Here is a 14,860-nt window from a genome sequence, read left to right on the forward strand (position 1 = left end):
ACCCGATCCCTACGTGAGGAATCCCGGCATGCTGCCCGGCGAGGCATTCCAGTACCTGGCGTCACCCACCGGCCGCCAGAACCCCTATCCCGCGTACGCCGCCCTCCGGTCCCACGGACCGGTGGTACGCCTGCGACCGGGGTTCTACGCGGCGACCGGGTACGACGCCGTCAACGCACTGCTGCGCGACCCGCGACTGGAAGTCCGGGGCTGGCCGGACGGTGCCGCCGCACGCCTGATCGCGGACTCCATGATGAAGGCCAACGGCCCCGACCACGCCCGCGTCCGGCGGCTCGCCGCAGACGCCTTCTCACCCCGTGGGACGGACCGGCTGAAGGAGGTCGTCACCGCACGGGCGACCGCCCTCGCCGACCACCTGGCCCAGATCGGCCGCGACGGCGAGGCCGTGGACCTCATGGACGAGTTCGCCTACCCGCTGACGATCCGGATCATCGGCACACTGCTCGGTGTCCCGGCCGGCGAGCACCAGTGGTTGCGCGAGCGCGCCCAGGAGACGACCGCCGTCCTGGAGCCGTTCCGGCCCGACGGCCCCGCCACCGCGGCCGACCGCGCGGCCCTCGAGCTGGAAGCGTACGTCACCGAGCTGACCCGGCTCCGGCGTACCGAACCCGGCGAGGACCTGATCACCGCACTGGTACTGGCGCACGACCGCGACGGCAGCGAGCTGTCCACCCGCGAACTCGTCGTGAACCTGGTGTTCCTGCTACTGGCGGGATTCGAGACCTCCGCCAACCTCCTCGGCAACAGCCTGGGAGCCCTCCTGGACCACCCCGACCTCGCCGCGCGGCTGCGGACGGACCCGGGCCTGACCGACCGGTACGTCGAAGAGGTGTCACGCTTCGACGCGCCCCTGCAACTCACCAGCCGGTGGGCACCCGAGCCGATCGAGATCGACGGCATCGGCAGCATCGAGAAGGGCAGCCACGTCCTGGTGCTCCTCGGGGCGGGAAACCACGATCCGGCGCACTTCGCCGCCCCGGACCGGTTGGACCCGTTCCGGGACTCCCCGCCGTCGCTCTCCTTCGGCGCCGGCGCACACTACTGCCTCGGCTCCGCGCTGGCCCGTACGGAGGCGCGACTGGCACTCCCGCTGCTGCTGGAGCGCCTGCCCGTCATACGGCGCGCCGGCACGGCAGTGCGCCGCGACCGCCTCACCTTCCGCGGCTACGCCAACCTCCCCGTGTCCTTCCGGAACTGACCGGCCGCCCGCCAACCCGTGCTGTTCGCCTGTGTCCAGACCGATTCCCCATGCGGCGGCCGCACTTCGCCTCGGCCGCTTCCGCGCCGGGGCAGGGCAGTTGGGCGGTCTTGGCCCAGGTGCGGCCCAGGTGTCGCCCGGCAGCCGGCCGTCAGCGGCCGCGCCGCCGGACTCAGCGGACCTCCACCGTCACCGGCGCGGAGGTCCGTTCGCGAACGGGGTGGCGGTCGTCCGGCCCGGTCAGGCCGAACAGCGCCGCGCGGTACTCCAGGACGCCACTGTGTGCGGCCTTGACCTGCGCGACGACCTCCGCCTCGGTGCCCGTCTCGACCACGGCGCCGCAGGTCATCCGCTCCCACGTCGACCCGCTGCTGCGGCCCTCCAGGCACACCTGCACGTAGGCGGCACCGTCGTCGTCCCCGTGCCCCGTGACCGTGAAGGTCGTGCCGACCCGCGCCGTGTGCGGAGCCGTGACCTCCACGTCGCCCTTGGCGAACGCCGGCCCGGCGGCCAGGGCCACCGAGGCCAGACCCAGCGCACCGATCACGGCGGCCCGGCCGCCCCACGCCTTCGTCCCGGTCCTCTTCGTCCTGCTCATGGACTGACCTCCTCTGGAACTCCCCCGCCCGGGGGCTGCGCCCTGCGTGGGCGCCCGGTTGCGCCTCACCGATTATCGGGAGTAACCACCTCCCTGACCGGGTTATGACGCGGCCCGGCGTCGTCCAGGCGCGCGGCACCGGCGGCCACCGACAGCACGGAGGGGGTGCGCACGGCCCCGGGTCTGCCCTTTCGGCCCTCGCCCCGCCACCCCGCCGCCCGTAGACTCGGCGGGGGCGGCCGGAAGGGCGGGGAGGGCGTGCGCGAGACACGGAGAGCCGCGGAGCGGCAGACGGCGGCGCCGGCCGCCGCCGGGCGCGGGGCACGCCTCACGGGCCTGGCCGCGCTCCAGCGGCAGGTGGGGAACGCCGCGGTGACACGCCAGGTGCAGCGCCAGAAGGGCGGCCTGAACGAGCACTACGCCACGAGGCCCACCGAGCACCCCGAGTGGGGGCCGTACCAGGAGCTGACGAAGGCCGCGGGCATTCCGCAGCCCCAGGCCGACGCCGCCTGGCAACTGCTGCTCGGCGGGGTCGACTCGCAGGGCGCGCTGAACGACGAGGCCGTGGCGAAGACGAAGGACCGGCAGGAGCAGCGCGAGCTCCGGGCGTCGAACACCTGGTACCAGGAGTTCGTCAAGCTCATCGCCGAGCACCTGGAGATCGAGACGCCCACCATGGCCCTGTGGGCGGGCGGCATCGAGACCAGCGACTACGCGTACCGAAAGGGCCACACGCCGCTGGGGCGGACCCGGATCGGCGGCGTGCTCAACGTCCTGGAGCTGCACCCGGACTGGAAGCTGACGGGGCCGATGTGGAGCGTCCTGTCCAAGGCCTTCGTGTCCCGCGCGACCGGCCCCGTGCACATCTTCGTACGGGCCTACGCTCCGGAGAGCATCCTGATCAGGCTGGAAGTCCCGGAACTACGGCTGGTCCAGCGGCTGAACCCGGACGTGAAACTGATCTGGCACCCCGTGTACACCGCTCCCGGCGGGCAGATGAGGGAGATCTCGAAGGACTGCCGACTCGTCGACAACGCGGAGTACGACGGGCGGGACACGTGCGTGAGCGCCCTCGTCCAGTACCTCAGGATGTTCCACGACGACAGCAACACCGAGGCCGCCCCCGCCCACAAGAGCATGGAGCAGCTGCTCGTCGCGAACGGGCACAAGGACGGCGTCTGAGGCTGCGGCCCGCACGCAGCGCTCTCCGGCTTCGGCCGGGCACACCTCGTCAACTGTCCGGCGGACAAGGCCCATCGGTTTCTGGGACAGGATCGGGATACTTCCCGCACCTGCCTGTGAACGACCCTCGCCTACGGTGATCACACCCGGTGAACCTCACCGGTCGAACGACATCGGGAGACCTCATGCGCACGCGCCGCCTCGCCCTCACCGCCGCCGCCGTCGCGGCGCTCGCCGCCACCGCGACGGCCTGCGGGCCGGACAACAGCGACACGGGCTCCACCGCCGCCAGCCCCGCGGCCACCGCCGCCGCGACCAACGGGGCCGCGACCGCACCCACCGGGGCCGCACCCGCCGGGGCCTCGCCGACGAAGGCCGCCGCCGCGCCCACGACGCCCTCCACACCGAAGTCGCCCGACGCGCCCTCCGCCCCCGCCGCCGACAAGACCGGCTACGGCCAGGCCTGCGGCGCCAACGACCTCGCCCTCAGCGCGAAGTCCGAATCCCAGGCCGGCGGCTACCTCCTGATCACGGCCAAAGCCAAGCCGGGCATCACCTGCACGCTCCCCGCGACCCACCCCACCATCGCGTTCGGCTCGCGCGGCATCGAGGCCGCCAACGCCGAACAGTCCACCGGCGAACCGATCACCCTGAGCGGCGCCAAGGTCGCGTACGCGGGCATCATGACGAAGACCACCAACACCAACCAGGCGATCCAGTTCACCGACGTCATCGTGGGCATCGGCAACGCCGACCCCAACCCGGCCAGCATCGCCGTCGGCACCACGCCGGTCGACAAGCCGATCGTCACCAACTGGCACACCGTTGCGAAGGACGCCGTCCCCGGCCTCTGACGGCCGTTCACCGGAGGGGCGCGGGCCGGCCGTACGACGGCGACGACGACGGCCGCCGTACGGGCCTGCGCTGTTGCGCTGGTTCAGCTCAGAAAGTCGACGCGGTCGATGAGGCCTTCGCGCACCCGGTAGGCCACCAGGACGCGGACCGGCTCGTCGGCCAGGCCGTGGGCGACTTCGTGGTCGACCACCCAGTCGCCTTCGCTGAGCCGCCCCACGATCTCCGCCCGGCAGCGGCCCTTGGCGAACTGTCCGGCGTACCTGTCGCGCAGCGCCTGCCGGCCCTGGAGTCGGGTGCCGTCGGCCCGGTGGATCGTGATGTCCTCGGCGTAGGTGGCGACGAAGGCGTCGATGTCGTGGCTGTTGTAGGCGGCGAGCTGCTGCTCGACCACGTCGCGCGGTTCGGTCATGTGGTTGATCGTTTCTTCCTCGGTGTACGGGTTACGGGTTGCGGGTTCAGCAGGGCTGCGTGCTACGGGTTCGGCCGGGCTCAGGCCGCGAGACGGCGGGTGGCGAGTTCGGCGTAGAGCGCGGCCCCGTCGGGGAGCACCGCGTCGTCGAACTCCGCGTAGGGCGAGTGGTTGACCGGCAGGTCGTCGGGGTCGGTCCCCTTCGGGGCGGCGCCGAGCCACACGAGCGATCCCGGCACGGCGTCCAGGACCCGGGAGAAGTCCTCCGACCCGGTCATCGGGTTCGGCATCGACTGGAAGCGCTCCTCGCCGAAGACCTCCCGGACGGTGTCCGCCAGGAAGTCGGTCTCGGCCCCGTCGGTCACGGTCACCGGGTACTGGGGAAGGAACTCGACCTCGGCCCGCAGGCCGTGGGCGGCCGCGATGGCCCTGACCAGCTCGACCGTGGTGTCGGCGACCTTGGACTGCGCCTCGGCGGAGAAGGTGCGCATGGTCGCCTCGAAGTAGGCGGTCTCGGGGATGATGTTGCGCTGGGTGCCGGCCTGGATCAGCCCGACGGTGACCACCACCGGATCGAACACGTCGAAGCGGCGGGTCACCATGGTCTGCAGGGCGGTGACCATCTCGCAGGCCGCCGGGATGGGGTCCTTGGCCCGGTGCGGCACCGAGCCGTGGCCGCCCGCGCCATGGACGGTGACGTTCAGCGCGGCGGAAGCGGCCATGATCGGCCCGCGCCGGGAGCCGAACTCCCCGTGCCGCATGGCCGACGACACGTGCAGGGCGTAGGCGGCGACGGGGCGCCTGCCTGCCGCGTCGAGGACGCCCTCGGCCAGCATGGCTCCGGCTCCGTCCCACCCCTCCTCGCCCGGTTGGAACATGAAGACCACGTCGCCGTGGAGCTGTTCCCGCCGTGCGGCCAGCAGGTGTGCGGCACCCGCGAGCATGGTGGTGTGCAGATCGTGTCCGCAGGCGTGCATGGCCCCGTTGTCGGCGGCGAACGGCAGCGGGGCCTTCTCGGCGACCGGCAGGCCGTCCATGTCGCCGCGCAGCAGCACCGCCGGCCCCGGGCGGCCGCCGCGCAGCACCGCGGTGACCGAACTCAGCGCCGAGCCCTGGCTCACCTCCAGCGGCAGGCCGTCCAGGGCCCGCAGCACCCGCTCCTGGGTGCGCGGCAGGGCCAGGCCCAACTCGGGGAACCGGTGCAGGTCGTGGCGCAGCCGGACCAGGTCCGGGGCCAGAGCGAGAGCGTCGTCGTGCAGGGACACGGGCACCTCCGTCGATCCCGCGCGTGGCGGGAACTTGTGCAGAGCGATCTTGTTCCGTGATTCTGGATCTCGCGGCGGGATCTGCCCGCGATTTCGCAGGATCACGCCACCAGGAGGCCCTTCGATGCACGAATCCACCGGCAGCCGACGGTGACCGGCGCCCCCACGACCAGCACCGCGACGACCGGCGCCGAGGTGACCGGCGCCGAGGTGACGGTGGACGAGCTGGACCTCGCCCTGGTGAACGCGCTGCAGCTGCGGCCCCGCGCACCCTGGTCGCTGCTCGGCCAGGCCCTCGGGATCAGCCCGGTCACCGCCGCCCGCCGCTGGCACCGACTCTCGCAGGCCGGGATCGCCTGGGTGACCGCCTACGGTCTGCCGCACCCCGAGGACCGCGGGTGCGTCGCCTATCTCGACCTCGACTGTGCTCCCGGCCGGCTCCGGCAGATCGCCGACGAGCTGGCCGAGGACCCGCACGTGATGAGCATCGAACACGTCGCCCAGGGCTGCGACCTGGTCGTCACCGTGGCCTTCACCGACCTGGCGACGGTCTCCCGGTACACCGCCGAACGGCTCGGCCCACTCCCCGGGGTCAACGCCGTCCGCGTCCACCTGGCAACCGGCTTCTACGCCGAGGGGATCCGCTGGCGACTGGACTCGCTGGACCAGGCCCAGCGGGTGGAACTGCACGACGATCACCTGGCGGGCTACGGGACGCCGTCCGGCGTGCGAGCCGAAGTCCGGGAAGAAGACCGGGAGTTGCTCATCAGACTGGGCGTCGACGGCCGCCTCGGCCAAGCCGAGCTGGCCGCCGCCACCGGGCTCAGCCCGTCCACGCTGCGCCGGCGCCTCGACCGGCTGGCCGCCTCCGACGCGATCCGCTTCCGCTGCGAGATCGCCGCCCGCGACGCCGGCCGGCCGGTCCTGGCGACCTTCCGGGCCGACCTCCCCCCGGAGCGGCTCGACGAGGTCGGCCCCCAGCTCGCCAGACTCCCCGAGGTCCGGCTGTGCGTGTCCGTCACCGGCCCGCACAACCTCCTGCTCTCCGTCTGGCAGCGCTCCCTCGCCGACGTCCAGCGGCTGGAAACCGCTCTCGCCCGCAGGTTCCCCGACCTGCGGGTGGCCGAGCGCCGCGTGTCGCTGCGCACCGTGAAGCGGATGGGCCGGATCCTCGACGGGGACGGACGCGCGGTCCGCGCCGTTCCGCTGGACATCTGGCGGGATCCGATCCCGCTCTCCTGACGGCCGTTCAGGTCGGTCCCTGCTGCAGCGCGCCGTCACCAGGAGCTGCGGGCCGCCTCGCGCAGGCCCGGCGGCCCGCCCGTGTGTTCCGGCCATTTCCGGGCGTAGGCGCCCGTACCGGCCGCCCCGGTGGGCAGGATGGCCGACGGCCCGCGCCGCTGCCCGGCCGGGCCCCGCAGACCGATCGGAAGGCAGGGACCAGCCATGCCCACGAGCGCACGGCGATGCACCGTGGCGGCGACCGTCTGCGCCGCACTCATCGGCGCAGTCGGCCTCCTCGCACCATCCGCCCAGGCCCAGGCCCAGGCCCCGACCTCCGTACAGGCACCGGCGACCGTGTCGTCGACGGCGGACCGGCCCCGGGACACCACCACGCCCCCGGGCACCGAGGGGCAGTCCACCACGGTCACCCGTCCCGACGGCACCCAGGCGCGGTTCGCGGTCTTCTCGACCGCCGACGGCACCGGCGGGACCATCTGGTACCAGACGCAGTCGTCCTCCGGTGGCCCGTTCGGCGCCTGGAGCCAGGTCAACGGCATGAGCCTCAGCTACCGGAACCAGGTGCTCACCGCCGCCGCGGACGCCGACGGCGCCCTGGAGGTGTTCACCATCGGGTACCAGTCGTCGGTCCTGGTACGGATGCACCAGGCGGGCCCGGACGGGCCGTGGTCGGCGCCCGAGCCCTTCGGCCCCGCCGGGGGGCTGGTGCCGAGGTTCTTCGGGGTGCCGGTGGCCTTCCAGCGGGCGGACGGCGCGCTGGCCTTCTTCGAGGTCTACCAGGGTTCGAGCAGCCCGCAGTTGTACGTCAACGAGCAGAGCTCCCCCGGCATCTGGGGCTCCTGGACCAACCTGGGCACCGGTCCGCTGTCGGAGGCGGTGGCCACCCCCTCCTCCGTCACCGAGGCGGCCGACGGGAGGCTGACGGTGCTCGCGCACATGTGGAACGGCCCCTCATTGTCCGCCGAGATCTCCGAGCAGGCCCCGGGCGGTGCCTGGGGCCCCTGGCGCGACTGCCGCAACGGCGGCTGCGCCGGGGGCTGACCGCCGGCGGCCACGCCCGGAAGCCCCGCGTGGCGGCCGGGAGGCCGAGCACACCGCCCCCCACCGGGATGCCCGGCGGCCTCGACCACCCCCGGGCCCGAGCCGCCCGAGGCGCTGGCGCAGACTGGGAGACGAACACCCGACCGACCGACCGGAGGACGACACCCATGGCCGACCGGCCCCTGACGCTGATGGCAGTCCACGCCCACCCCGACGACGAGGCCACCTCGACCGGCGGCGTCCTCGCCCGCTACGCCGCCGAGGGCATCCGCACCGTCCTCGTCACCTGTACCGACGGCGCCTGCGGCGACGGCCCCGGCGGCGCCAAGCCGGGCGAGGAGGGCCACGACCCCGCCGCCATCGCCGAACTGCGCCGCCAGGAACTCGAAGCCAGCTGCCGGATCCTCGGGGTCGACCACCTCGAACTGCTCGGCTACGGCGACTCCGGGATGATGGGCTGGCCCGCCAACGACGCTCCTGGATCGTTCTGGAGCACCCCCGTCGCCGACGGCGCCGCCCGGCTCGCCGACCTGATGCTCCGCTACCGGCCCGACGTCGTCGTGACCTACGACGAGAACGGCTTCTACGGCCACCCCGACCACATCCAGGCCAACCGCATCACCATGGCCGCCCTCACCCAGGCCGCCCTGACGCCCAAGGTGTACTGGACCACGGCGCCGCACTCGATGATGCAGCGCTTCGGCGAGCTCATGCGCGAGTTCGGCACCGACGGGGACAACGGCGCTGACAGGGCTGACGGGGACAACCCGGAGCCCACCGGGGAGGCCATGGAGCTGCCCCCGATCGGGCTGCCCGACGAGGAGATCACCACCTGGGTGGACGCCACCGCCTTCGGCGGGCAGAAGTACGACGCGCTGCTCGCGCACGCCAGCCAGGGCGAGAACATCTTCTTCCTGAAGATGGGCCGGGAGCGGTTCACCGAACTGATGGGCGTGGAGACGTTCGTCCGGGTCCTCGACACCACCGGCGCGGCGCTGCCCGAGAAGGACCTGTTCACCGGCCTGCGCTGAGCCCCAGAGCAGGCCCGGGGCCTCGGACTAAACGATGCAGGCCACGCCCGGAAGGGCGTGGCCTGCATCGCTCCCGCTTGGGGGCAGTTGGCGAGGAGTGAGCCTCGGGGCCGACGGCCGCTTCCGTCGACGGCGCTCAAGGGTCGGACGCCATGGGTCCGGACCCGACACGGCCCCTGATCGACAAAGATGAGCGCATGGACAGCGAACCTCTACAGATCCCGCTCGATCAGCTCCGACGCGCCTTCGAGCTGGCACTGCACCACATCGAAGCCTCAGCCGGCAGCACAGTGGCCGTCGAACCTGACTACTTCTGGTCCGTCCCCGGCGACGAACTCTACGACGTCCCCAACGAACCGAGGACGATCACCATCGGGCAGCTCTCCGAGTCCTGGCACCACCTTGAGCACCTACTCGCCGACCCGGACCGGATCGTGGGCTACCACCTGGTCTGGCTCGCCGACGTCCTCCGCGCGATCGGACAGGACCACGTCGGATAGCCATCGCCCCAGCCAGCGAGGCGGTGCCGGCGCCGGCACCGTGATCTCTGAAGGTTGTCGAAGTCGATGGCGCCGAGCATCAGCGGGCTGTAGTAGGCCAGGCATGGCGTGTCCACCCCTGCGGGGCTGTACTCGGCGAGGATGCCGATCAGCCGGGGTGTCCCTGCCACGCCCAGGATCACCGGGGTGCTGCCCCGCCCACCCCCGCTCCCCCAGAGTTGGGAATCGCGCCGGGCGGTCCACGAGCATCCGATTCGTCGGCCCCGGCCTCGGCGGAACCGGCGAAAGGCATGACATGACCACCAGCGCTCCCGGCGGCACACTCACCCTGGCCCCCGACCTCGCCCTCAGCCGGATGGGCTACGGCGCCATGCAGCTGGCCGGCCCCGGCGTCTTCGGTCCCCCCAGGGACCGCGACCAGGCCCTGGCGGTCCTGCGCGAAGCCGTCGAGCTGGGCATCACCCACATCGACACCAGCGACTACTACGGGCCGTTCGTCGTCAACGAACTCATCAAGGAAGCCCTGCACCCCTACCCGGCCGGACTGCACATCGTCACCAAGGTCGGTGCCCGCCGCAACGAGACCGGCGACTGGATCCCCTCGCAGGAACCCGCGGACCTCAAGGCCCAGGTCCACGACAACCTCCGGCACCTCGGCCTGGAGGCCCTGGACGTCGTCAACCTGCGCCTGGACTCGGTGGAGAACATCTCCGATGCGCCCATCGCCGAGCAGTTCGGCGCCTTGGCCGACCTGCGCCGTCAGGGGCTGATCCGCCACCTGGGCATCAGCGGCGTCTCCGACGCCCAGCTCACCGAGGCGCAGGCCATCGCCCCGGTCGTCACCGTGCAGAACCTCTACAACCTGGCCAACCGGCAGGACGACTCACTCGTGGACCGCTGCGCGGACCAGAACATCGCCTTCGCCTCGTTCTTCCCCCTGGGCGGCTTCAGCCCGTTCCAGTCCCAGGTGCTCAACGATGTCGCCGCCCGTCTCGACGCCTCCCCGCAACAGGTCGCACTGGCCTGGCTGTTGCAGCGCTCGGCAACCACCGTCCTGATCCCCGGCACCTCCTCCATCGCCCACCTGCGCGAGAACACCGCCGCGGCCGACCTCGTCCTGCCCGCCGACGCCGTCGCCGAACTCGACACCATCGGCTCCGCGAGATCGCGGTAGTCCTCAACGCGGCTGGCAGCGCTGCTACTTCGACTTCGCCGACGCCACGCCGATCATCGGGGACCACGGCCGTCGAGCCCATGGGCGGTGTTGCGAACGCCGCGGATCCCGCGTCCTGCGGCGGTTCCCGCACAGCCCGCCGGGATCCGGGTTCCGCCGCGGTTGCGCCCGTACGGGTGGCCTTCAGCGCTTCCGGCTCCCCTCCGTTCGCATACGGCACTAGGTTGCTGGGCGACCCGCTGGCCCGCTTCCCGGAGGACACCAATGGCCATCCCCGCTCTGGACCACTCGACGACCCGCTATTCCCTCCCCCACGCCTACTGGATGGCGCAGGCCGCCGGACTGGCCGTGCTGGACCGGGTCGGCATCGAGAACAAGGCCCACGCCTGGGGCTTCGACGAGGTGCGGCACTTCGAGTCGACGCACCAGATGCCGTTCCCGATCGAGGACACCCAGGCCTACACCATGGCCAGCGACCGCATGATCGTCACCGGCTTCCGGGGCACCGAGGTCCTGAAGATCTACGACTGGCTCACCGACGTCAGCACCCCGCCCGTTCCCGGACCGGCGAACAAGGGCTTCGTCCACTACGGCTTCCACCAGGCCCTGCGGTCCGTCTACCCCGAGATCCGCGACACCATCCGGGGACTGCGCACCAACGGGCAGAGCGTCTGGTTCACCGGCCACAGCCTCGGCGGCGCCCTCGCCATGCTGGCCGGCGCCTGCTGGTACTTCGAGGAGCCTCGCCAACTCCCCGACGGCGTCTACACCTTCGGCCAGCCCCGCACCTGTGAACGCCTTCTCGCCGCCGCCCACAACACGGCTTTCAGGGACCGCTGCTACCGCTTCGTCAACAACAACGACATCGTCCCCCAGCTCCCGCCCGAGCCGGCCTTCACCCACGTCAACGCACTCCGCTACTTCGACGCCGACGGAGAGCTCCACGAGGCCATGCCGCTCATCGCCGGGCTGAAGGACCGGGCGAAGGGCTACCGCCAGGACATGTTCGCCCCCGAGACCGACGGCATCAAGGACCACCACCTGCGCAACTACCTCGCCGCGTTCGAGAAGAACCTCGCCACAGCCGCCTGATCGCAGGACACCCGGGGCCGACCCCACAGGGCCGGGCCCGACCCGACGTCCGCTCCACAGCCCAACGGGAGGCTGCGGCGGACGGCGAGGAGTCCGGGCTTCGTGGGCGAAGCGGCCGTGACCGGCACGGGGACTGCACGGTGTCCTGCTTCGCCCGGAGCCGGGTTGATGTCTCGTTGGGCCGACCACCTCGCCGCCCATCAGTACGGCTCAGTACGGCGATGCGTCAGTGCCGCCTGACTCTGCCCTTCTCCGAAGCCGCCGTCGGCCGGGCATCGAACGTACAATCGCCGGACGAGTAGGTGCGGGAGGGCGCAGTGGGACACTTCGAGGGCTTCGACGTCACCGGGTTCTGGGACGATTCGGCGTACGCGCTGGAGCAGTACGTGGAGGAGGCCCCACTCTCGCCGGAGTTGGTCGCGTCGTTGGAGGAGGAGCTCAGCGGATACCGTCTGCCCGACTCCTACATCGCGCTGATGACCGCGCACAACGGCGGCACCCCGGCCCGGACCTGCTTCCCCATGCCCGAGGCGACGTCCTGGGCCGACGACTACATCGAGATCACCGGAATCCGGGGCGTCGGGCGGACTCGTCCGCAGTCGCTCGGCGGCGAGTTCGGCAGCCGGTTCTGGATCGACAGGTGGGAGTACCCCGACATCGGTGTCTACTTCGCCGCCATGCCCTCGGGCGGCCACGACATGCTCGCCCTCGACTACCGCGCGTGCGGCAGGCACGGCGAGCCGACCGTGGTGCACGTCAGCCAGGAGGCCGACTTCGCGATCACCTTGGTCGCGGAGAACTTCGAGGCGTTCGTCACGGGCCTGGTCGACGAGTCCGTCTACGACACCTCGGAGCAGGACCGGCTCGCCGACCTGGCCGCGGTGCGCGACGGCAGCTTCTCCCCCGTCCTGCTGCGCGCCTTCCGCGAGGTCGCGGACGTTCTGCCCGACGCGGACCGGCGAATGCGGGAGCTCGCCGAGGCCCTCGTGCACGACAAGGGGTTCTTCGCCCTGCACGCCGACGCGCGCTCCACGCTCATGTACGACTACCTGTTCTGGCTGTTCAGCAGCTTCAACCGGGTCGACTCCTTCGAGCGGTACCTCAGGACGCCTGCGCAGGACGAGCCTTCCTACGCGCTGCCGGACTACGAGCTCATGATCGCCTTCGGCCTCGAGTCCGAGCAGTACGGCTTCCGCACCGGCGGATACGCCCCCGGCTTCCTCGAAGACTGGTGGGACTCCCGTATCACTTCCGGTCAGATCGTCGAGACTGCCGACGGCTACCGGTTGACCGACGCCGCCGTCACCACGCTGCTCGACGGACTCGCCACCGTGGCCGGGCAGGACGGGTAGCCGTATCCGCCGGGCTGCTTGATGCCCGACACGCCGGCGGCACCGTTTCCTCCGCCTCGGAAAGGGACCACGCCATGTCCGCCCCGCACGCCTTCCCCCTGCAGCCCACCCCGATCCATGTGCCCGACGAGGTCCTCGACGATCTGCGCACCCGTCTCGCACTGACTCGTCCGCCGCTGGACGAGGGGAACGAGGACTGGTCCTACGGCGTCCCGGACAGCTACCTCCGTGAACTGGTCGCCTACTGGCGGAACGGGTACGACTGGCGCAAGGCCGAGGCCGCCATCAACGCCCACGAGCACTACCAGGTGAGCGTCGGCGGCGTCCCGGTGCACTTCCTGCGCAAGCCCGGCCGCGGCCCCCGCCCGATCCCGTTGATCCTCACCCACGGCTGGCCGTGGACGTTCTGGTACTGGTCGAAGGTGATCGACCCGCTCGCCGACCCGGCCGCACCTTCCACGACCGCAGGCCCTGAACAGCCCTGCCGGCCCGCCCGGCAACGGGCCGGGCGGGCGTTGCCCCGCGCGGGGCGTGCGCGGGGCGACGGTGGGATCAGACGGCGGGATCAGGGGTGCTGGAAGGCGACCTCCGGGTCGGCCGGTGACGGGCCGTCGAGCAGTGGCTGCGGGATGCCACGCAGGTGCAGGTCGAAGAAGGCCCCGACGTAGGCGCGGGTGATCTCCTCCGCGCGCTGCGCCGGGATCGGCACGGCGGGGCCGGCCACGCCCAGCTGTGCGGCGAGGACGGGCAGGTCGGTGAAGCTCGAGTGGTCGGAGCCGGCGATGGTCAGCCACCGCTTCCAGCCGTCCAGGCGCGCCCAGTCGCGGTCCCAGCTGGTGTCCGCGCCGCCCGGGCTGTGGTTGGCCAGGGTACCGAACATGAGGAAGGGGCGGCCCTGGAGGCCGGTGGCGGGGACCGGCGCGAGGAAGGTTCCGTCCATGTTCACCCCGGCTCGTACCCGGTCGTCAACAGCCATGGTCGCGGCGGCGGCGTTACCGCCGATGGAGTGCCCGGCCATGCCGATCCGCCGCGGGTCGATCATGCCGGCGTACCGCCACGGTGAGTGACGGTCAGTCAACTGATCGACGACGAAGGAGAGATCCGTGGCCCGGCTCCGGGCTATCGCCTCCAGAGCGTCGAGGGTGGGGGTCTGGTCGCAGACGGCGCAGGTGCGGGTCCGTCCGTCGGGGAAGGTCACACCGGTGGACTCGTAGGTGTGGTCGACCAGCGCGACGACGTACCCGCGACTGGCCAGGTCCTCGGCGAGGCCGGTGAGGGTGGCGCGCGGCAGCCCGAGGCCGGGCGAGAGCACCAGCAGGGGGAACCTGCCGCGCTCCGGCCGTGCGTCGGCGTGCGCGTAGGTGCGGGTGCCGCCGAGTGCTTCGGCCGGGACGGCGCCGCCCTGAGCCGCCTGCTGCAGCAGCAGCCGGGCCTCCTCGGTGGTCATGTAGGGGGCCGGTCCGCCGGTCCCGGGCCGGGCCGGGTAGTACGTCGACACCATCAGTTCCCGGGCACCCGCGGCCGGCACCCAGGGATCCCGGCGGTGCTGGTCGACGAGGTGCAGGGTGCTGCGTCCGATCGCGTGCGGACCCGTCGGGCGGGGAAGCTCCAGCTGGACGCCGGAGCTGTCCGAGGCCGTGGCGGGGGCCGCGGAGGGAGCTGTGGCGGAGGGCCCGGGCGCGGCGAACGCCGTACCCGCTCCGATGATCGGCAGCGGCAGGACGAGCGTGAGCACGGCGGCCAGGGCAGCACGACGGATTCTGGTCATGCCGGCGACGCTAGTTCGCGGGCGCAGTAGTTGACATCCCCTCAGGGGAGGACGGGGAAGGGCGCAAGGCATCCCAGCGGAGGAGGGCCGGGCATCCCAGCGGAGGAGGGCCGGGCATCCCAGCGGAGGAGG

General features: G+C 72.0%; 14 protein-coding genes and 1 pseudogene. 11 read left to right on the top strand and 4 right to left on the bottom strand.

All coding sequences use genetic code 11. The features are described from left to right. Positions 1-28: 28 nt before the first annotated feature. Positions 29-1,219 carry a cytochrome P450 gene (locus tag A6F73_RS33195; RefSeq protein WP_063352074.1) on the top strand — a complete coding sequence of 397 codons (1,191 nt, stop codon included), beginning with the start codon at positions 29-31 and terminating at the stop codon, positions 1,217-1,219. Positions 1,220-1,391: 172 nt separating this feature from the next. Here A6F73_RS33195 and A6F73_RS33200 read toward each other — a convergent pair whose 3' ends face one another. After that, positions 1,392-1,817, bottom strand: a complete 426-nt coding sequence (locus A6F73_RS33200; protein WP_063352075.1) for a hypothetical protein — start codon at positions 1,815-1,817, stop codon at positions 1,392-1,394. 372 nt (positions 1,818-2,189) lie between these two features. On the opposite strand from A6F73_RS33200, the gene A6F73_RS33205 reads away from it, so the two are divergent. Together A6F73_RS33205 and A6F73_RS33210 are read left to right on the top strand one after the other, a co-directional pair. Then, the gene (locus A6F73_RS33205) at positions 2,190-2,999 is read left to right on the top strand and encodes a hypothetical protein (RefSeq protein ID WP_159398671.1); all 810 of its coding nucleotides are present in this window, start codon (positions 2,190-2,192) and stop codon (positions 2,997-2,999) included. A 185-nt stretch (positions 3,000-3,184) separates the two neighbouring features. Then, positions 3,185-3,853: a hypothetical protein gene (locus A6F73_RS33210; RefSeq protein ID WP_063352077.1), complete on the top strand. Its 669-nt coding sequence runs from the start codon at positions 3,185-3,187 to the stop codon at positions 3,851-3,853. An 83-nt stretch (positions 3,854-3,936) separates the two neighbouring features. Here the strand turns inward: A6F73_RS33210 and A6F73_RS33215 are convergent, their stop codons facing one another. Further along, positions 3,937-4,263: a nuclear transport factor 2 family protein gene (locus tag A6F73_RS33215; RefSeq protein WP_063352078.1), complete on the bottom strand. Its 327-nt coding sequence runs from the start codon at positions 4,261-4,263 to the stop codon at positions 3,937-3,939. Positions 4,264-4,343: 80 nt separating this feature from the next. Further along, positions 4,344-5,528, bottom strand: coding sequence for a M20 family metallopeptidase (locus A6F73_RS33220; protein WP_063352079.1), 1,185 nt, complete (start codon positions 5,526-5,528; stop codon positions 4,344-4,346). A gap of 150 nt (positions 5,529-5,678) precedes the next feature. On the opposite strand from A6F73_RS33220, the gene A6F73_RS33225 reads away from it, so the two are divergent. The 8 genes and pseudogenes from A6F73_RS33225 to A6F73_RS44455 form a co-directional block, all read left to right on the top strand. After that, positions 5,679-6,770, top strand: coding sequence for an Lrp/AsnC family transcriptional regulator (locus A6F73_RS33225; protein ID WP_244293793.1), 1,092 nt, complete (start codon positions 5,679-5,681; stop codon positions 6,768-6,770). Positions 6,771-6,974: 204 nt separating this feature from the next. Further along, positions 6,975-7,811, top strand: coding sequence for a hypothetical protein (locus tag A6F73_RS33230; protein ID WP_159398672.1), 837 nt, complete (start codon positions 6,975-6,977; stop codon positions 7,809-7,811). A gap of 167 nt (positions 7,812-7,978) precedes the next feature. Continuing rightward, the gene (locus tag A6F73_RS33235; RefSeq protein ID WP_063352081.1) at positions 7,979-8,842 is read left to right on the top strand and encodes a PIG-L family deacetylase; all 864 of its coding nucleotides are present in this window, start codon (positions 7,979-7,981) and stop codon (positions 8,840-8,842) included. 197 nt (positions 8,843-9,039) lie between these two features. Beyond that, the gene (locus A6F73_RS33240; protein ID WP_063352082.1) at positions 9,040-9,342 is read left to right on the top strand and encodes a hypothetical protein; all 303 of its coding nucleotides are present in this window, start codon (positions 9,040-9,042) and stop codon (positions 9,340-9,342) included. Between the two features lie 295 nt (positions 9,343-9,637). Further along, entirely contained in the window at positions 9,638-10,516 is an 879-nt protein-coding gene (locus tag A6F73_RS33245) for an oxidoreductase (protein WP_063352083.1), read from the top strand. A 264-nt stretch (positions 10,517-10,780) separates the two neighbouring features. Then, entirely contained in the window at positions 10,781-11,608 is an 828-nt protein-coding gene (locus A6F73_RS33250; RefSeq protein WP_063352084.1) for a lipase family protein, read from the top strand. A 317-nt stretch (positions 11,609-11,925) separates the two neighbouring features. Further along, positions 11,926-12,960: an SMI1/KNR4 family protein gene (locus A6F73_RS33255; protein WP_063352085.1), complete on the top strand. Its 1,035-nt coding sequence runs from the start codon at positions 11,926-11,928 to the stop codon at positions 12,958-12,960. A 74-nt stretch (positions 12,961-13,034) separates the two neighbouring features. After that, a pseudogene (locus A6F73_RS44455) lies at positions 13,035-13,412 on the top strand (epoxide hydrolase N-terminal domain-containing protein); the annotation flags it as partial. A 113-nt stretch (positions 13,413-13,525) separates the two neighbouring features. On the opposite strand, the gene A6F73_RS33265 reads toward A6F73_RS44455, so the two are convergent. Then, positions 13,526-14,728 (bottom strand): acetylhydrolase, encoded by a 1,203-nt coding sequence (locus A6F73_RS33265; RefSeq protein WP_063352087.1) that lies wholly within the window; start codon positions 14,726-14,728, stop codon positions 13,526-13,528. Positions 14,729-14,860: the final 132 nt, after the last annotated feature.

The organism is Streptomyces sp. MJM8645, assembly GCF_001625365.1.
Lineage (GTDB): Bacteria > Actinomycetota > Actinomycetes > Streptomycetales > Streptomycetaceae > Kitasatospora.